This window comes from Helicobacter turcicus, assembly GCF_019711685.1.
Taxonomy (GTDB): Bacteria; Campylobacterota; Campylobacteria; order Campylobacterales; family Helicobacteraceae; genus Helicobacter_D; species Helicobacter_D turcicus.
Genome location: NZ_JAIGYQ010000008.1, coordinates 1 through 18,975, shown reverse-complemented (window position 1 = coordinate 18,975; position 18,975 = coordinate 1). Strand labels below are relative to the sequence as shown.

General features: G+C 36.7%; 16 protein-coding genes and 4 tRNA genes. 12 read left to right on the top strand and 8 right to left on the bottom strand.

The window, feature by feature from the left end; translation table 11 throughout:
- The first annotated feature begins 71 nt into the window (after positions 1-71).
- From K4G57_RS06360 to K4G57_RS06335, 6 genes are read left to right on the top strand one after another with little or no spacing between them, the layout of a single operon-like run.
- Positions 72-497 (top strand): CoA-binding protein, encoded by a 426-nt coding sequence (locus K4G57_RS06360; RefSeq protein ID WP_221532349.1) that lies wholly within the window; start codon positions 72-74, stop codon positions 495-497.
- A complete protein-coding gene (ilvA, locus tag K4G57_RS06355; RefSeq protein ID WP_221532348.1) occupies positions 481-1,689 on the top strand; it encodes a threonine ammonia-lyase in 1,209 nt (402 codons plus the stop codon). The genes K4G57_RS06360 and ilvA overlap by 17 nt, the downstream gene beginning before the upstream one ends.
- The gene (locus K4G57_RS06350) at positions 1,689-2,867 is read left to right on the top strand and encodes a glycosyltransferase family 39 protein (RefSeq protein ID WP_221532347.1); all 1,179 of its coding nucleotides are present in this window, start codon (positions 1,689-1,691) and stop codon (positions 2,865-2,867) included. Before ilvA ends, K4G57_RS06350 begins: the two co-directional genes overlap by 1 nt.
- Positions 2,864-3,538 carry a pilus assembly FimT family protein gene (locus tag K4G57_RS06345; protein WP_221532346.1) on the top strand — a complete coding sequence of 225 codons (675 nt, stop codon included), beginning with the start codon at positions 2,864-2,866 and terminating at the stop codon, positions 3,536-3,538. Before K4G57_RS06350 ends, K4G57_RS06345 begins: the two co-directional genes overlap by 4 nt.
- A complete protein-coding gene (gene rsmA / locus K4G57_RS06340) occupies positions 3,492-4,400 on the top strand; it encodes a 16S rRNA (adenine(1518)-N(6)/adenine(1519)-N(6))-dimethyltransferase RsmA (protein ID WP_346727939.1) in 909 nt (302 codons plus the stop codon). The genes K4G57_RS06345 and rsmA overlap by 47 nt, the downstream gene beginning before the upstream one ends.
- Before the next feature lie 13 nt (positions 4,401-4,413).
- A complete protein-coding gene (locus K4G57_RS06335) occupies positions 4,414-6,453 on the top strand; it encodes a ribonuclease J (protein WP_221532345.1) in 2,040 nt (679 codons plus the stop codon).
- A gap of 417 nt (positions 6,454-6,870) precedes the next feature.
- Here K4G57_RS06335 and K4G57_RS06330 read toward each other — a convergent pair whose 3' ends face one another.
- Positions 6,871-7,110, bottom strand: coding sequence for a DUF2443 family protein (locus K4G57_RS06330; RefSeq protein ID WP_221532344.1), 240 nt, complete (start codon positions 7,108-7,110; stop codon positions 6,871-6,873).
- A 164-nt stretch (positions 7,111-7,274) separates the two neighbouring features.
- Here K4G57_RS06330 and ilvC point away from each other — a divergent pair, with 164 nt between their 5' ends.
- Positions 7,275-8,300 (top strand): ketol-acid reductoisomerase, encoded by a 1,026-nt coding sequence (ilvC, locus tag K4G57_RS06325; RefSeq protein ID WP_221532343.1) that lies wholly within the window; start codon positions 7,275-7,277, stop codon positions 8,298-8,300.
- Positions 8,301-8,476: 176 nt separating this feature from the next.
- On the top strand, positions 8,477-8,857 hold the full coding sequence (locus K4G57_RS06320) for a hypothetical protein (RefSeq protein WP_221561817.1): 381 nt from the start codon (positions 8,477-8,479) through the stop codon (positions 8,855-8,857).
- A 49-nt stretch (positions 8,858-8,906) separates the two neighbouring features.
- On the opposite strand, the gene K4G57_RS06315 is transcribed toward K4G57_RS06320, so the two are convergent.
- The 5 genes from K4G57_RS06315 to K4G57_RS06295 all read right to left on the bottom strand — a co-directional run bounded on the left by K4G57_RS06315 (position 8,907) and on the right by K4G57_RS06295 (position 10,349).
- Positions 8,907-8,983: transfer RNA gene (locus K4G57_RS06315), tRNA-Asp, on the bottom strand.
- A 5-nt stretch (positions 8,984-8,988) separates the two neighbouring features.
- Positions 8,989-9,064: transfer RNA gene (locus K4G57_RS06310), tRNA-Val, on the bottom strand.
- Positions 9,065-9,091: 27 nt separating this feature from the next.
- A tRNA-Glu gene (locus K4G57_RS06305) sits at positions 9,092-9,166 on the bottom strand.
- Between the two features lie 13 nt (positions 9,167-9,179).
- Positions 9,180-9,255, bottom strand: a tRNA-Lys gene (locus tag K4G57_RS06300).
- Between the two features lie 41 nt (positions 9,256-9,296).
- Entirely contained in the window at positions 9,297-10,349 is a 1,053-nt protein-coding gene (locus tag K4G57_RS06295) for a CinA family protein (RefSeq protein ID WP_221532341.1), read from the bottom strand.
- 78 nt (positions 10,350-10,427) lie between these two features.
- Here K4G57_RS06295 and ppk2 point away from each other — a divergent pair, with 78 nt between their 5' ends.
- Together ppk2 and K4G57_RS06285 are read left to right on the top strand one after the other, a co-directional pair.
- Positions 10,428-11,312, top strand: coding sequence for a polyphosphate kinase 2 (gene ppk2, locus K4G57_RS06290; RefSeq protein WP_221532340.1), 885 nt, complete (start codon positions 10,428-10,430; stop codon positions 11,310-11,312).
- Between the two features lie 27 nt (positions 11,313-11,339).
- Positions 11,340-13,265, top strand: a complete 1,926-nt coding sequence (locus K4G57_RS06285) for a hypothetical protein (protein ID WP_221561816.1) — start codon at positions 11,340-11,342, stop codon at positions 13,263-13,265.
- A 648-nt stretch (positions 13,266-13,913) separates the two neighbouring features.
- On the opposite strand, the gene K4G57_RS06280 is transcribed toward K4G57_RS06285, so the two are convergent.
- Positions 13,914-15,170, bottom strand: coding sequence for a glutamate-5-semialdehyde dehydrogenase (locus tag K4G57_RS06280; protein ID WP_221532337.1), 1,257 nt, complete (start codon positions 15,168-15,170; stop codon positions 13,914-13,916).
- A gap of 154 nt (positions 15,171-15,324) precedes the next feature.
- Here K4G57_RS06280 and K4G57_RS06275 point away from each other — a divergent pair, with 154 nt between their 5' ends.
- Complete coding sequence (locus tag K4G57_RS06275; RefSeq protein ID WP_221532336.1) at positions 15,325-15,990, top strand: bacteriohemerythrin; 666 nt, start codon at positions 15,325-15,327, stop codon at positions 15,988-15,990.
- A 9-nt stretch (positions 15,991-15,999) separates the two neighbouring features.
- The gene (locus tag K4G57_RS06270; protein WP_221532335.1) at positions 16,000-17,748 is read left to right on the top strand and encodes a flagellar assembly protein A; all 1,749 of its coding nucleotides are present in this window, start codon (positions 16,000-16,002) and stop codon (positions 17,746-17,748) included.
- 189 nt (positions 17,749-17,937) lie between these two features.
- Here the strand turns inward: K4G57_RS06270 and hisF are convergent, their stop codons facing one another.
- Positions 17,938-18,702 (bottom strand): imidazole glycerol phosphate synthase subunit HisF, encoded by a 765-nt coding sequence (hisF, locus tag K4G57_RS06265; RefSeq protein WP_221532334.1) that lies wholly within the window; start codon positions 18,700-18,702, stop codon positions 17,938-17,940.
- Between the last annotated feature and the right edge of the window lie 273 nt (positions 18,703-18,975).

The following is an 18,975-nucleotide window of genomic DNA, read 5'->3' as shown; positions in this document are numbered from 1 at the left end:
CCACTTTTTCAAAACTTTTTACCTAAAACTTTGCTAAAATAGTGGCAATTTTCCACAAAAAAGGCAACGCTATGCAAGCAACCCATAAGAACATACTAGAAACTTCTAAGAAAATTGCCATTTTAGGCTTATCTCCAGACCCAAACAAACCTAGCAATGCAGTTGCAAAATACTTACAAGCTAAGGGATATAAAATCATTCCTATATACCCAAAAGGCGGTGAGATCCTAGGAGTGAGAGCATACACAAGCCTACAAGATGCTTTTAATACAGAGAGTGATATTGACATCTTAAATGTATTCCGTAAAAGTGAAGCACTCTTTAACGTGGCGCAAGAAGTTTTAAACCTCCCTTATCGCCCAAAATGTGTTTGGGTGCAACTAGGATTAAAAAACAAAGAAGCTAAAGATTTACTACAAAAGACTGGAATTGTGTATTTTGAAGATATTTGTATCCAAATTGAACACCAAAGGATTTTTAATGATTCCAATCTCTAAGATAATGGACGCTAAAGCACGTTTAAGCGGGATTATCCAGCACACAAAGCTTGCGTTTGCTCCAAAACTTAGCCAAATTAGCGGCACAAAAGTCTATGTTAAACAAGAAAACCTCCAAAACACAGGCTCTTTCAAGCTACGTGGCGCATTTAATAAAATCGCTTCCCTTACACAAGAAGAGCGTGCAAAAGGAGTGATCGCCTCAAGTGCGGGAAACCATGCACAAGGCGTTGCATATAGTGCGAAACATTTTGGGATTAAAGGCGTGATTGTAATGCCAGAAGCTACACCACTGCTTAAGGTAATGGGAGTAAAAGAGCTTGGTGCAGAAGCGATTTTAAAAGGAAATAACTATGATGAAGCCTATTCCTATGCCCTAGAATACGCTAAAACACACGATTTGCAGTTTATCCACCCCTTTGCTGATGATGCAGTGATTGCTGGGCAAGGCACAGTTGCCCTAGAAATGATTGAAGACCAAAGTCATCTAACAACCATTATTGTGCCAGTTGGAGGAGGAGGATTAATTGCAGGAATTGCAGCGACCTATAAGCAAATGTTACCTAATGTGCGCATTATCGGTGTTGTTGCAGAGGGGGCTCCAGGAATGTATCACTCCTTTTATCAAAAAGAAATTCAAAAAACAAATTCCGTGCGCACAATCGCCGATGGAATCGCTGTTAGAGATGTCAATCCTATAAATTTTTCTTACATCTTAGAATCCGTAGATGAGATTGTAAAAGTTGATGATGAGGAGATTGCTAATGCGATTTTATATCTGCTTGAGAATCAAAAACTTGTTGTAGAGGGTGCTGGGGCGAGTGTTGTTGCTGCACTTTTGCACCACAAAATAAATTTTAAAAGTAATGAAACTTTAGGATTAGTCTTAAGTGGCGGAAATATTGATGTTACAATGCTAGGTAATATTATTGAAAAAGGTTTAGTGCGCTCTCACCGCAAAATGCAATTTTGTGTAACACTCATTGATAAACCAGGAAGCTTACAAGGGCTTAGTGATTTACTCTCAAAACTTGGAGCAAATATCGTGAAAATTGATTTTGATAGAACCTCCACCTCCCTTGCCTTTGGCGATGCGAATGTAACCGTTAGCCTTGAAACAAAAGGCAAAGACCATCAAGCCCAAATCCGCCAGCAACTCCAAGCAAATAGCTATGCTTTTATAGAGATTTAATGGAATCGCAAATTCGCATCTATGTATGGCTTAGCATTCTGCTTCTTGCAAGTTTAGTGGCACTCTTTGGGCTATTAAATACCCTTAGTATCAGTTATGATGAAGCACAAATTTTCTTTGAAGCGCAAAATTTTGCACATTTTGCTAGTCGCTTAAGCACCAAACTTTTTGGACAAAATGACTTTGCCTTACGCCTACCATTTTTGCTTTTACATTTTTGTAACACACTTTTAATCTTTTATCTCTCCAAAAACTTTCTAAAGCGTCAAAGTGATGCACTTTTTGCCGCATTGCTCTTTTGTTTGCTTCCGGGGGTGAATGCTGTTGCACTACTTGTTTGCAATGTAGGCATAGTGATATTTTTCACACTTCTCCTATGTATTATCGTGCAAAAAACAAATCAAATTCCTTATTTCTTGCTTATTGCTTTAGCTTTTATTGATGAGAGTTTTGCACTCCTTTTCCTAGCTCTAATATTTTATTCCATCGCCCAAAGGGATACTAAACTTCTCTTTGCTTCTTTATTGCTTTTTGCCCTAAATATGTATCTTTTTGGACTTAGTATCGGCGGGCATCCTAAGGGTTATTTTTTGGATGCAAATGGACATTTAATGTTGATTTTCTCCCCACTTTTATATTTATATTTCCTCTACACACTCTATCGGTATTTTAATGCAAAAACAAAACCTCTAATGTGGTATATTACCTTTTGTGCGCTAATGTTTATTTGGCTTTTATCCTTGCGTCAAAGAGTGCAAATAGAGCTTTTTGCGCCTTTTTTGCTTCTTGGGATTCCGCTAATGACAAACCTCTATTTATCTGGTCTTCGTGTGCGCCTACCACAATTTCGTGCAAGATACAGAATCCCTTTTTTAGCTACATTCATAGTGCTTTTAGCAGTGAGTGTAACATTATTTTTATCTAAGCCCCTCTTTGTCTTTATTCCAGATTCCAACGAGCATTTTGCTCACCGCCACTTTATTGCTAAAGAACTCGCAAACGCACTACACAAAAAAGGTGTAACATCTGTAAATACTGATGAAACTTTGCAATTACGCTTAAAGTTTTATGGAATCCAAAAAGGTGGTGCTTATCTCTATGCCTCTCCAACAAGTGGGGCAAAAAAAATTCCAATTTCTTATTATGGTAAAAACATTGCCACTTTTTATCTCAAATGACACGTTTAGCATTTAGCCTATTTGAAACACTTCTAACCCTAGCAATCCTTAGCATTTTTGCTACTTTGGGTTACTTTTGGATTCCAGATTCCAAACTCCACTTAGCTCAAAATCAAATCATCTCTCATCTGAACTATACGCGCTTTTTAAGCCTAAATAATGCTAAGCAGATTACTCAAAGTGCTTTTTGTCAAAGTGATAATTGCAAACAAGAGCGCACACGTTGGAGGGAGAGCTTGTGGAGAATGCAGTTTTCCTATTTACAAGATATCGGCTATGCTTACTATATTTTTAGCGATTCTGCGCGTGCAGTGCGCACCAAAAACCTTGATGATCGCCCACGTGATAGACAAGAAATCGCTAGAGATTTGCTAGATAACAAATACTTAAATGTCTATAATAATGATAACTCAAAGTTTGCAAATCCACTAAGAAGTGGTGATTTAGCTATCACGCAACGTTTTGGAATCCAAAATGTCAAAGCCTCTGGTGGTTGTGGAGAGGATAATGCAGCTAGAATTTTATTTGATGAAAAAGGATTCTTACTTTGCAAAAATCCCTATAAAAAGCCAACAACACCAACAGGAATTGTGTCCTTAGAGCTTTTTAATAAAAGCGGTAAAAGTGTTAAAATCTGCATTTTACCAAGTGGTTTTATCCAAAAATGCTAAATTTAATGTTTTTGTGTTACAATTAGCAATTTTTAAGGGTGTCGCAATATATAAAGATATAAAAGCTGTAACAACGAAGCAAAGTTTAGCAAAAAAGCATTTTGGGCAAAACTTCCTAGAAGATGAAAATGTCTTAAATGCGATCATCCAATCCATTCCCAAACAAAACACAGATATAGAACTCATTGAAATTGGGGCTGGGTTAGGTGATCTAACAAATAAGCTATTAGGCTTAGGGAATATCACTGCTTATGAAGTTGATAAGGAATTGATTCCTTGTTTGCAAGAGCGTTTTAAAGACGCATTAGAATATGGGCGTTTAAGCCTTGTAATTGGCGATGTCTTGGAGTTTTGGAAAGGCGAGAGTCTGCACAATAGAGCTTATTTTCTTGTGTCAAATTTGCCTTATTATATTGCAACTTTACTTGTGATAAAAACTATCAAAGACCCGCTATCTAAAGGCTGTGTCGTGATGACACAAAAAGAAGTTGCGCAAAAATTTTGCGCACAATGTGGAGAAAGTGACTTTAGCGCATTAAGTGTCTTAGCACAAAGCGTAGGAGAGGCAACACTGCTCTTTGATGTGCCGCCTAGTGCCTTTGTGCCACCACCTAAAGTTACCTCTTCGGTGTTTTTACTCCAAAAGGTAGCAAATCCACCCAATTTTAGGGACTTAGAATATTTAGAATCTCTACTAAAAGTTGCCTTTAGCGCACCTAGAAAAACGATTCTAAATAACCTAAGCAAAGCCTATCCAAAACAAGCCATTATAGACGCTTTAGAATCTTTACAAATTACGCCTAGCAAACGACCTCACGAGATTGATACGCCAAATTATCACCGACTTTTGAAAATTTTATAAAAAGGCGGAACAAATGGAAGAACAAACAAACCCGACACAACCAAACAAAGAAAACCACGATCCAAACAAACGTCGTTTTAAACCTCGCAAAGACAAAGTGGATTCTCAAAAGATAGAATCGCAAAAAGAAGGACATAAAAGAAGCGAGAGACAAAACCAAAACCAAAAACAAGGACAAAAACCACAAAATCGCAACCTGCACAACCCTCGTTTCAAAAAAGACCAAGAAAAAGTTAGCACAAACACGCGTGAAAATCACCAAAAATACCACAACAAAAACTTCACAAGTGCTACTACACAGGCTTCAAACCTTGAACTTCGCAAAGCTGTGGAGCTTAATGCAAAAATTCACGAGGATGCACTTACTCCACATTCTAAGATTGAATTTAATGCAAATGCGAAAGTGCGCATCACTCCAATTGGTGGCTTAGGGGAGATTGGTGGCAATATGACGGTGATTGAAACGCAAAATTCTGCAATCATAATTGATGCAGGAATGAGCTTCCCAGATGAGAGTATGCATGGCGTGGATATTTTAGTGCCAGATTTTAGCTATCTTGAAGTTATTAAAGACAAAATTGCGGGCATTATCATCACACACGCCCATGAAGATCATATTGGCGCAATGCCCTATCTATTTAAAAAATACCAATTCCCAATCTATGGAACAGCCTTGCCATTAGGGCTTATTGGCTCTAAATTTGACGAACATGGACTTAAAAAATTCCGCTCTCTTTTCCGTGCAGTAGAAAAGCGTAAGCCCATTAGAATCGGAGAATTTGAAATTGAATGGATTCACATCACGCATTCTATTGTAGATTCTAGCGCACTTGCAATTAAAACAGAAGCTGGGCTTATTTTTCACACAGGAGACTTTAAGATTGACCACACACCAATTGATGGTTATCCAACAGATTTAAATAGAATCGCATATTATGGCGAACAAGGCATTTTATTACTTCTTAGTGATTCCACAAACTCTCATAAACCCGGCTACACACCAAGCGAAGCAAGTGTTGGACCTGCATTTGACTTGCTTTTCTCACGTGCAAAAGGGCGTGTGATTATGAGCACCTTTAGCTCTAATATCCACCGCGTGTATCAAGCCATTCAACATGGAATCAAATATAATCGCAAAGTCGCAGTTATTGGGCGCTCAATGGAGAAAAATCTAGAAATTGCTAGAACTTTAGGCTATATTGAACTTCCACAAAATATTTTTATTGAAGCACATGAAGTAGCAAAATACGCTGATGAAGAAGTGCTAATTGTAACAACAGGCTCTCAAGGAGAGACAATGAGTGCTCTTTATCGTATGGCAACAGATGAACATCGCCACATCAAGATTAAGCCTAGCGATACGATTATTTTATCTGCAAAAGCGATTCCGGGCAATGAAGGCTCTGTATCTAATATTCTAAACTTTCTAAACAAAGCAGGAGCAAAGGTATATTACCAAGACTTTAGCGAGATTCACACAAGCGGACATGCTGCCCAAGAAGAGCAAAAGCTCATGCTCCGCCTTGTAAAGCCAAAGTTTTTCTTGCCCGTCCATGGCGAATATAACCACATCTTACGTCATAAGGAGACAGCAATTTCCTGCGGTGTAGATGAACGCAACATTTACCTTATGGAAGATGGCGACCAAATAGAGATTGCACACAACTACTTGCGCAAAGTGCGTAGCGTGAAAACAGGCAAAACTTACATTGACAATCAAGTAAATACAACCATTGCTAATGATGTGATTTTAGAGCGTCAAAATCTCGCAGAAAATGGAATCCTAATTGTTTTTGTGGAGCTCAATAAAGAGAAAAATTCCGTGATTGGTAAACCGCGCGTCCAAACAATGGGAGTCATTGCAAATAAGGAAACACAGGTATTTAACAAAGAAATTGAAGAGTTTTTTACTCTCTTTAGCAAAAACTGCAAAAAAGAGCTTTACAACAGCCAAAAAGCTATGGAAGCCGAGTTAAGAAATGCTTTAAGAAAACTCATGTTTAAAAAGACAAAAAAATACCCTACAATTATCCCTATGGTTTCTTTTGTTTAGTCTATCAATATTGGGTCTAAGCCTTGACTTCTAAAATTTCAAAGGTCAAGGTTTTTTACCTCAACTCCCACTACATTTTACAAAGGCATAATACTTGCATAGATTTTGTTTTACCTTACTCTAATTAAGTGCAATTAAATTGCAAAAGCCCACCTTCTATCACTCCCTATAAAACTTAAAAACACTCTACTCTATGGAATAACTAAAATTAGAAAAATGCGCCTATTTATGCTAATAAAGCAGAATAAATGTAATCCTATGCCCTTTAAAAACAACAAAAACATCAACACTGCTAGAAATAGAATCCAAAATTGCCTTTTTAGATTCCAAACTAAAAAATTTAAAATCTAAAAAGAATGCAATTTTGCACGCATTCTTTTTAGCCCTAGAATCATTTTAGGATTCCATATATTTGGGTTACCAAACCAACACTTCCTTTTTGATTTTATTAAGCGTATCAATTGCATCTCTTAAACGTGAAACCTCATTGTCAATTTGCTGAATATTCCACGCCCCAAGCTCTTCTGGAATATCTTGCGCACCGCGCTTTATCATAATGTAATCCACAAAAGAAATTTTCGCCAATCCTAAAAGTAGCTGAATCTCTGCTTGCGCCTCTTCAATCTCGCGCAAAATTCCATCAATGCGTTCAAACATTCCACAATCCTTGCAAATCATTTTAAAACGCGTATTCTAGCATTTTTTGAACATTTTTCACACTCCAGAGATTTTGAATATGGAATCCCAAAAGCAAAGTATGCGCTAAGGAAAAATGCATTATAATCTTAAATCTTACATTTTACTTAAACAAGGTGTTCACTATGGCATTAAAAGTATTTTACGACAAAGATTGTGATTTGGGACTTATTAAAAGCAAGAGAGTGGCTATTATCGGCTTTGGTTCGCAAGGACACGCACACGCAGAGAACCTACGTGATTCTGGCGTTGAAGTAGTGATTGGACTTTATAAAGGTGGCAAAAGTTGGTCCAAAGCAGAAGCTAAAAACTTCAAAGTCCTAGAAGTGAGTGAGGCGACAAAATGGGCAGATTTGATTATGATTCTAATTCCTGATGAACTCCAAGCAGATGTATTTGAGCGCGACATTGCACCCTATCTAGCAGAAGATAAAATCATTGCATTTGGGCATGGATTTAACATTCACTTTGGACAAATCAAAGCTCCAAAAGGTGTGGGAGTTATTATGGTCGCCCCTAAAGCTCCCGGACACACTGTTAGGAGTGAGTTTGTACGTGGTGGCGGAATCCCTGATTTAATTGCAGTAGAACAAGACACAAGCAGAGGCGATGCAAAGGCTATTGCATTGAGTTATGCAAGTGCTATTGGTGGGGGACGCAGTGGAATTATTGAAACAACTTTTAAAGACGAAACAGAAACCGATTTATTTGGCGAACAAGCGGTGCTATGCGGAGGTGTAAGCAGTCTTGTAAAAGCAGGATTTGAAACTTTAGTGGAGGCTGGTTATCCTGAAGAAATGGCGTATTTTGAATGTTTACATGAATTAAAACTTATTGTAGATTTAATGTATCAAGGTGGGCTAGCAGATATGCGCTACTCCATTTCAAATACTGCAGAATACGGCGACATGGTGAGTGGTCCGCGCGTGATTAACGCAGAATCCAAAAAGGCAATGCAAGCAATACTAAAGGACATTCAAGAAGGGCGCTTTGCAAAAGACTTCATTTTAGAACGCAAAGCAGGCTATGCTAGAATGAACGCAGAGCGCAAAAACCTAGCAAACCATCCCATTGAAAAAGTTGGCGAACGTTTAAGGGCAATGATGCCTTGGATAGGTGCTGGAAAACTTGTCGATAAAAACAAAAACTAATTTAATAATGCACAAAAGTAAAAACCAATTTAGCCCGCTAATTCTAGAGCACATTGCGCACACCTGCGTACGCGCCCTTAAAAATAAGAAAAGAATTTTTGTTGCTCTTAGTGGGTTACCTGGTGTCGGGAAAAGCACTCTTGGAGGCTACATTCGCAAAAATGGCTTAAAATGTAATGGGGGGGGGGGCAAGATTCCAGCCTTATGAAATAGCCGTTATTGATGACAATGTAATGAGCTTAAATCTATTTGTAGCCCGCCCAAAAATAAAATTTACTCCAAAATATCCCAATAACAGAGACAATTTAAATATTTTTTTGAAATTTTTACCCCCTTATGTCAAAATCATATTCTGCATAGGCTCTAGCATACAACGTCTTGAGAAAGCTGATATTTTTCTCTACATAGAAATCAGAGAAGAACTTCGCAAAAACCTTTTATTTACAAGAGAGAAAACGAGTAGAAATTATGCGGACCTCTGCGCAGTATCGTCTGTTCCGATTCTTCCATATGAATACAAAATTATCATAGATTTATCAAAAAGCAAGATTATTTAAAAGCTACTTTAAAAAATTCAAAATTTGTAACTACTGATTGATAGAAAAGTGGCGGAGCGGACGGGGCTCGAACCCGCGACCCCCTGCGTGACAGGCAGGTATTCTAACCAACTGAACTACCGCTCCAAAAGTGGTGGTCGCTATAAGACTCGAACTTATGACATCCACCTTGTAAGGGTGGCGCTCTACCAACTGAGCTAAGCGACCAATTTAAGATTTAAACAAAAATAAAAGTGGTGACTCCTAGGGGACTCGAACCCCTGTAGCCACCGTGAAAGGGTGGTATCCTAACCGCTAGATGAAGGAGCCACTTTTATTTGAGTGGTGACCCGCGTTGGATTCGAACCAACGGCCCATTCCTTAAAAGGGAATTGCTCTACCAACTGAGCTAGCGGGTCTTCAAAAAAGAGTAAAATTATATAGATTTAAGGTATAAAAGTCAATAGTTTTTGAAAAAAATCTTTAGGAACAACAGATACGCATACAGGGTTGCTTGCTCTTGGATAAAGTTCCTATTACCCCTAAATTGCAACCGCTCAATGATTTCCACCCCTTCAATGCTTTTTGCTCCAATATACACAGTGCCAACAGGCTTACTAACACTCCCTCCACTAGGTCCTGCAACACCACTTGTCGCAAGAGCAAAATGTGCTTTTGAGAGTTTAAGTGCGCCATCAAGCATATCACGTACCACTGCCTCACTCACTGCCCCAAAACTCGCCAAATTCTCCGCACTTACACCTAACCACGTTTCTTTAATTGCATTTGCATAGCTAATCACAGCACCATCAAAAACTACACTTGCACCACTTTTACGCGTTAGTGTGGTAGCAATTAACCCCCCTGTGCAACTCTCAGCACTAGTAATTTTAAGATTCCGCCCTTCTAAAAGCTCAATCACACTTCTTGCTAAATCAAATGTTAAAAATACCTTCTCTCCAAATGCCACTTTTACCGCTTCTTTGAAACTTTGTAAATCTCCGCCCTGCGCACTTAAAATATCCAAATGCGATTCTGCATTTAGCACATTCACATTTACGCCAAATTCCTCTGTAATTCCACCTAGTAACATTTGTAAAGATGTCGCATCAATACCTAAGGGATAAAGATACAATAGAGATTTCGCATCTCCAAAAGATTCTACGACTCCATGTGCGCTAAAAACCTGCGTTAATTCCTCTTGCGTAGCACTTTGTAAATCCAACAAATACATTTGCAATTCCGCATTTTTCACACACATTGCATTTATATTGATAGATTCCACATTGACACTCTTGTTGCCAAATGCTTTTAAAATCTCCCCAAAAATTGCCTTTGGAGCGACCACTAGACACTGCCTATATGTTTTTAATGTATTCCTAATATTATCAAACTTGCACACAAAAAATAGAGAATCTAAAGTTCCAAACATCACTCTAGCAGTATTTTGTGCATATTGATTTAAGGGTGCAAAGTCCCGATAATTCTCACCTATACAAATTAAAGTCTTCAATTTTTGCCTTTTTATTGATTTTAATGCTTAAGTAATGGCATAATTTTAACCATTTTAAGCTAATTTTGGGAGGAAATTATGAGTAAAACTTTGGTAGTGCGTCCAGAAGATGAAAAACCGGGTGAGGTTTATAACGACAAGGGAAAAATCAATAAAAAGTTCTATGAAAAAGAAATTGTAAAGTTGCAAATTGAGTTAATCAAGTTGCAAAATTGGGTCAAAAAATACCAGAAAAAAATCATCATTATTTTGGAGGGACGTGATGCAGCAGGAAAAGGGGGAACGATTAAGGCACTAAGGGAACATTTAAACCCACGCGGGGCGCGTGTAGTTGCTCTGCAAAAGCCAAGTGATGTAGAGAAAACACAATGGTATTTTCAACGCTATATTGATGAGCTTCCAAATGGTGGAGAAATCGTCTTTTTTGACCGCAGTTGGTATAACCGCGCAGGCGTAGAAAAGGTTATGGATTTCTGCACAAACGAACAATACAAAGAGTTCATCATTCAAGTTTCACACTTAGAACAAATGCTCATTGAGAGTGGCTATATTCTCTTTAAGTTTTTTTTAGATGTAGGACGTGAAGAGCAAAGAAAACGTATTGAGAGTCGCAAGGATGAGCCTCTAAAACGTTGGAAATTAAGTCCTATTGATGAATTGTCTTTAAACTTATGGGACGAATACACAGAGGCTTTTGAAAAAATGTTTTCACGCACACATACGCCCTTTGCTCCGTGGTTGATTGTAGATTCTAACGACAAAAAACGCGCAAGAATCAATCTTGCTAGAATCTTACTATCCAAAATTGACTATGAAGACAAAGATGCTGAAAATGTATGTTTGTTAGCAGACCCGGGAATTGTGTCGTATTATTCTAGCGTTAAAATGTTTTCAAGCGATACAAATAGCAAGATAGGCGAAAAAGAGAAAAATAAAAACAAAAAAGAGAAGAAAAAGAAGTAAAGATTTAAGAATGCAAAAGGAATCCCATTGAAAGAAATCTACAAATTTATCAATGATTTTGATATTCAAACAGCACTTGATTTATGTCAAAACAAATATCCTCAGGTATTTTGTAGTATGCTTTTTGAATGTGCTTTATTTGAAAGGTTACTATGTTTTTTAGAATCTCAAAACATTACCTTTATAGATTTCAATGAAAGTGGGGGGGGGGGCAGGATACATGTTTCTCTCATTAAGGAACTTCTTTTTGCAAAGCTAGAGACTCTTGATAAAAATCCTAAATTTACCGCCATACCAAAAAGAATATTAAAAATTCACACTATCAACACAAAAATAAGAGAAAAGAACTTAAGCATTGACGAGGCAGTTGCATTTCTAAATTCTGCATTCTTAGATTTTAATAACTTTAATAGAACCTCTCTCATTTATACCTTTACAGAAATTTTTAATTATTTTGAAGAATTAAGAGAATGGACTTATTTTCGACGTTCAAGAAACAGAATTTTGCAACTTTTACATTCAAAATTTACTAATTGCGCAGGAGCGCAAAAATACTTTCATAGGCTTATACAAATCTACAATAATTATTATAACAATGACAAAATAAAAGTTGCCATTTGTTTAAGAGGGGCTTTTAGAGGGTATTATCAACACTGCTTTAAAGGTGTTTTGGATTTAGCGCAGAGTTTAGAGGCAGATATTTTTGTCTCTACTTGGAATAAAACTTTTTGCTATCACGGATTTGCAGGTGCTGCTGGAAATTTTGTCCATAGAAATTATCCCTCTCTTATCAATGATTGTCCAGATTTTATCAACCACAAAACTAAGCTCTTTGCACACTTTCCTAATGTTTTTAAAGTCTTAGACAATGAAATTAGTGAGCCTTTATTTCCAAATGAATTTGTAAGATTCCAAAACGTTAAAGGCGTAAATCTCAATGATGATAAAAAATTTGAAAAAACCTTGCATAAACACATGCAACAAGTTTTATATCCTTCAAAGCATGCTAAAGAAACTCATTTGGAAACCTATTTTAGAAATACCAATAAGGAATATTTCTTATTAGCTCAAGGGCGCAAAATGATTCTAGAGCACGAAAATAAGTTTCAGTTTAAATACGATTATATTATTAACTTAAGAGCCGATCAGGAACCGCCAAGAAATTTCACAAGATGTGAGCTTTTCAAAATACGAAAAAATGAGATAGCTTCTAAATTATTTGATGGCGGTTTTAGTAGTCTAGAATTTTATGGGCATAGAAACGCAATGTTATCTTTTATGGATTTGTATAATTTTGACAAAAAACAAAATCTTAAATTTTTCAAAACTATGTTTCTAACAGGAGGAATCCATGACCTCTTAACTAACTGGTGCATATTAAACCAGCTTATTATAGTTCCTAGCAGACTCCAATGTCCCATTGACTCTAAATACCATGTGTCTTATTTGCCAAATTTTCAAGATGCATTAGACAAGGATATAAAAACTACGAAGCTAGATAGTATACAACTCCAATCCTGCATTGACTTTTTTAACAAAATACGAGATTTAGTTCAAAAAAATTCAAAAGAAGCTCTCAATAAAGGATCTTATGCAAAAAATAGAGTTTATAATTATTTAAACTATAAATTAGGGGCTGCAATCATTAGAAATTACAATGTTAGTGGAATCATAAAACTTCCATTTATCCTCTCAAAAATTGCAATACAACACAAAAAAGAACAATTAAGACTCAAACGGCATTTAGAGAAAACTGGTTTTAGAACTCCAAAATTTCAGGCAATACAAAGCTATCCAGATTATAAGGAAGCACAAAAATTAAAATCCCATTTAGCTTATAAATTAGGATTATGTGTTACTAAAACATTTAAAAACCCTTATAATATCCCCCTTGTTTTTATGCTTCCTTTTAAATTATTAAAGATAAAAAAGGACCATATAAGCAAAAAATGATTCCCCTATTTCTTAAGGATAACCTATGCAAATATCCCATTCTTTTGAATGCCAATGAAAACTACATTAAATACGCGAGTGTTTTTTAAACAAGTATTATTTATAACACGAATGCGCAAAAATTTAATCTTTTCTCACGCATGAAATTTTAAATCAAGCTTTGAAAAATCCGCATTTTACACTATTGTAGATTTTAAGCCTTAGATTGATGATAAAATCTATGCAGATACTAAAGGAGAGTTTTCTTTGTGTTTAAAGATTTCATATCACACAAAAATCCCCAAACATTCTTATAATCTTTCAGAAATTTAAAGCACACCCTTGCTAGAACTTAAATATTTTTAGATTCCACGCAAATAAATCTCGAAAACTAGCTTAACTTGACTAACGCAATGAAATCTCTTACAAATTCCGCATTAGCTAGAACTTAGCAACAGCTCCGCCCTTGATTCTACAAGTAATCTCACACCACTAGCTAGAATCCGTTTTTTCTTTAAGAGTTTGTTTTACTTTAGTTGTCGAGGCTCAGTGGGGAGAATAAATGAAAGCTAACAAAAGCATAAGGAGATTCCATTTTAGAAAAACACCAATCACGCACACGACAACTTAAAATAGTAGAATCGTTATCCCAAAATTTTCAAGTTGTTTCTAGCGTGTTTGATAATCTCCGCGGATTTTGTATTTATAACTTGTTAGTGATTCCACGCCCATAGGACCGCGTGCGTGGATTTTTGCAGTTGAGATTCCAACTTCAGCTCCATAGCCAAACTCCCCTCCATCACTAAAACGTGTAGAGGCATTTGCATACACACAAGCACAATCTACTGCATTTAAAAATTCTTCAATCACACTATAATCCTCACTTAAAATTGCCTCACTATGCCCACTGCTAAAAATGCTAATATGCTCCAATGCACCTTGCAAACCCTCTACAACACGCAAATTTAAAATATTCTCTCCGTATTCTCTATGATACTCACTGAAGGGAATCTCCACACAAGCAATTCCACTTTCTGCTAAAAGCACACAACTCTTAGCACACCCTTTTAAAAGTGTGCCTTTTTCACACAATGCCTTTGCCACAAGGGGCAGAAACTCCCTAGCAAAAACAGAATCTACAAGCAGTGTTTCACACGCATTACACACACTAGGACGTGAAGTTTTTGCATTAACAATCACAGAAATTGCAGATTCTACCTTGCAAGTGTGATGCGCAAAGATATGGCACACACCCTTATCTTGCTTAATAACAGGAATCTTTGCATTTTCACTCACAAAGTTAATCAACCCTTCTCCACCGCGTGGAATCACTAAGTCAATCAACCCCTTAGCACCTAAAATCTCCTTTAATTCCTCTCTATCTTTCATTGCGGGCAATAGCACCATAGAATCTTTTGGTAGATTAAACGCATTTAAAGCTTCATAAAAGACTTCCATAATTGCTTCATTGCTATTTTGTGCTTCTTTGCCACCTTTTAATACACAAGCATTGCCACTTTTAAAACAAAGTGCTACAACATCACTTGTTACATTAGGTCGTGATTCATAAATCACCGCTACAACCCCCAAAGGCACACTCACTTTCTCAATCTTTAATCCACAATAGTTGCTAAATCCGCTTAAAATCTTATTTAAAGGGTCAGGAAATTCTGCAATCTGCCTTAGCGATTCTGCCATATTTTCTAGTTTTTTAGGATTTAACTCCAAACGTTCTAACATTGAAGTGCTCAAATTTAGATTCCTAGCAAGCTCTAAGTCTTTTGCATTACTTTTAAGAATTTTGGATTCCATTGCTAATAAAATATCCGCACATCTACATAAAAACTCTATACGCACTCTATGCGGAATAGTAGATAGAATCCCTTTTGTTGCGTGTGTTCTTTGCAGTTGGTCTTGTAAGCGCATTGCAATTCCTTGAAGTTTTAAATTTTGCATTATATCCAATAAGGACACATAAAATAAATTTTCTATTCTAAAACTAACTTTAAAGCATAAGGTATTATAATTGCAAATTTAATTTGTATAATTTGTAATGGAATTCTTTTAAGGTAGGGAAGCCGTGTTAGAGTGGAGTGAAGAATTTAGCATTAAAAATCAACATTTAGACGAACAACACAAGAAATTTATGCAGCAAATTGCCGACGCGCTAGAACTTACAAAATATTCTGGTGCAGACAAGCTCCAAAAGCTTGAAAAGCAAATGAATGACGCTACTAGTAGTGCGCAAGAACATTTTAAAGCAGAAGAAACCTACATGCAACACATTGGCTATCCCTTTTTAAGCAAGCACAAAACTCTACATAGAGAGCTTGTTTCTAACATTTCAATGCTAATGATGGAATTAGAGGATGTGGATAATTGCGCACAAGAATTTTATGGTTGCTTGAAAAATTGGCTAATTGACCATATTTTAGTGGAAGATAAACAAATTGAAAGCTACCGCAACCGCCTCCATGACATCAAAGAGATTCCATATAGCCTAGAACAAAGAACAAAAATACTAGCGGAGCGCTGTGATGTGGAAAATGAACCTACACACAAATACATTTGCCTTTGTCATTTAAAGGAATTTCAAGTGTGTGATTCCTTGCATAAGATTATGCAAGAAGAAGGCACTTTTATACGTTGCAAAACTTGCAAACAACCTCTCATTTATAGGGATTTAGGGTTAGATGATGAGGATAATTTTGAAGCCCTAGCTAAACAATATTTCAAACAATTTTAGGAATCTGTAATGCAGTTTCAATCCCGTGGATTTAAAGTTTTTAATGATATTACAAATTTACGCAACACGCTTTTACAACTTCAAAAAAAAGTTGGCGAGGAAATTGACTTTTATCTTTTAGGATTCCGCACATTTTACAGCAAAAAAGGTGAGAATAAATATAAACCCATTAGTGATGTGAGTGTTTTTGCTAAAAACGCAAACTTCATTGCTAACATTGACATTAAACAAGTATATAGCATTGAAGTGTGCAAGAAATCCCAAAAACCAAAGCGCACCTTTGGCTTCAAGCTCTTTCCCCATGAAAATACGATTTTGCGCGCAGTGCTTTTATGCAACGATGCAATCAAATACCACGATTCTATCAAAGAAGAAATTTACCAAGAGCTTTACAAAACAATGATTTTGCAAAATTACCTCATTGGAATCCGTGAATACAGCAAGCTTTCTCAACAAATTGATGCCTTTATTTTTGCACTAAAGCAGGGCAAGATTGTTCCAAAAATCACCTTAAATATTGGTGTTGGCGTAGAAAGCATAGAGGGAAAAGATGGTGTGCTAGAGTGCTTCTTCACACTCCAAAACGACCCTGTACAACAACCCATAGGCTCTTTTCAGCCGCGCGTATGTATGCAGGCTGTAAATAAGGGCGATGAGATTTTTACTTACACTAAACCTATTAATGGGCAGATTGGACGCAATCTAAAAGGCGAGTTTATCCCCATTAAAACCATTATGGCAAATGTTATCCAAACAGATTCTAGTATTCGCGCAAGAAGTGATTCTAATATTATCAAATACCAAGCCGCAAAAGACGGATTCCTAAAAGAAACTAAACCTTTTTGCTACACCATAAGTGATGAGCTAAACACCACAAAAACAGAATCTAGCAAACCCACACTAACCCAAAAAGAATCCCTAAGCATTGATGGACAAACTCACAGCAATGCAAAAATCCAGACCGATATTGCTTTTATTGGCTCTCACCGAGGCGAGATTAAGGCGCACACTGTGGTTATTGATGTTCTAGAGAAAGGAATGGTGGAAGCAAAAGTTGCCTACATCAACAGCACACTAGGCGGAAAAATCATTGCAGATTATATCTACATCAAAGATGTGCGCTCTTACAATGAAATCTATCCACGTTTTAGTCTTGTTGTGGATAATATTTTAGGAGAACATAATACTTTTGAGCTAAACCCAGCAAAATTTGCTTTTACAAGACGCGACCGCATAGAATATATGATGTTATCTGACCAAATCAAAATTCGCCTTCGTCATCTAAAAAAACAGATGGATGAAGTCTATGCCTATTTGCTTGCAAGTCAAGGAAAAGCACACAAAATCCAGCACGATGCAGAAGAAAAACCAAACGAAAAGCTTCCTAAAAATTTACAATGTATCGTGGATCAATACGAAAAAGCCCTTGAACAATACAAACACTTACTTTTAGAATACAGAGATATTATTAATCTTTACTATACTAACGAAGTGCGCTTAAAAGGTATTGATGAGGGTGCGCTTTTCACAAAAATGATTATCCGCGGTGAGATTTCAGAACCAGAGACTATGGTAAAATTTAAAACCTATACAGGAAAGCATGAAGAAACACTAAAGGCATTGCTTAGCCAAAGTGCTCCAGCTAAACTTTTTGAAGTGGAAAAAGAGGGCGATTTCTTCCGTTTAAGGTCGTATCAAGATTTTGACCCAACACTTATAAATTGGATTGAAGAAAAGCGACCAAAAAAGGAATCCTAAGCATTTTAGATTCCATTTAGATTTTACTAGAGTCCTTTTTTAAACCCCCAAAACAAGCGCATTAAGAGTTTGCTAACACAAAAATTCCTTTTTCTTCAGGACTTTCTTTTAAGATTAAGAGAGCTTATTTAACATTTGATGCATATAAAAACCCTAGCTAAAACCAAATTTCAAAAATTAGAATCCAAATTAAATTCTAACGGGAATTCCATGTTCTTTTAAAAATTTCTTTAAATCTTTAATACTAATTTCTTGATAGTGAAAAATTGAAGCAGCAAGTGCCGCATCTGCTCCGTTTTCAAAAGCTTCTAAAATATGTTGCATACTCCCAGCTCCCCCGCTTGCAATCAACGGAATCCCAACGCTACTTGAAACTGCACGCAACTGCTCTAAATCGTAGCCACTTTTTGTCCCATCACAATCCATACTTGTTAATAATATCTCTCCTGCCCCTCTATCATACACTTCTTTTGCCCACTCTAATAAGTCAATTCCTGTGGGATTCCGCCCTCCATGTGTATAAATCTCCCAACCCCCACTTAGATTTCGCCTTGCGTCCATTGCCACTACAATACACTGCGAACCAAAACGTTTTGCCCCTTGTGTGATTAAGTTGGGATTCTTAATTGCAGCAGAATTCAAACTGATTTTATCGCAACCCGCGTTGAGCAAATCATACATATTGTCCAAACTTGCAATACCACCACCAACTGTTAGGGGAATAAAAATTTCTTTTGCGACTTGTGCGACCATTTGTGCGGTGGTTTTACGCGCTTGAATGGTTGCAGTAATATCTAAGAATGTAATCTCATCTGCCCCCTCATCATTATAACGTTTTGCCACCTCTATGGGGTCCCCTGCGTCTTGCAAACCTAGAAAATTCACACCCTTCACCACACGTCCATCTTTAATATCAAGACAAGGAATAATCCGTTTTGCAAGCTTTGTTTTCATCTCTATCCTTATTTTTATAAAATCTTAACAAAATGCCTCAAATTTTTAAAGAGTTAAATCCATTCTATTAATTAGTGTCAATTTTATTAAATCACAAGGAGAGTAAGACTACGGAGAAAAAGTATGCGAGAATCGCATACCCCCAACCAAATCCAACCCCTAACCCCTAAAACTTCTTCTTATTCACATCTCCTAAAATATCATCAGCAATCTTATTAACTTGTGTAGAAATGGCATTTGTATGGTTTGCAACATTAACATTATCTTGTGTTA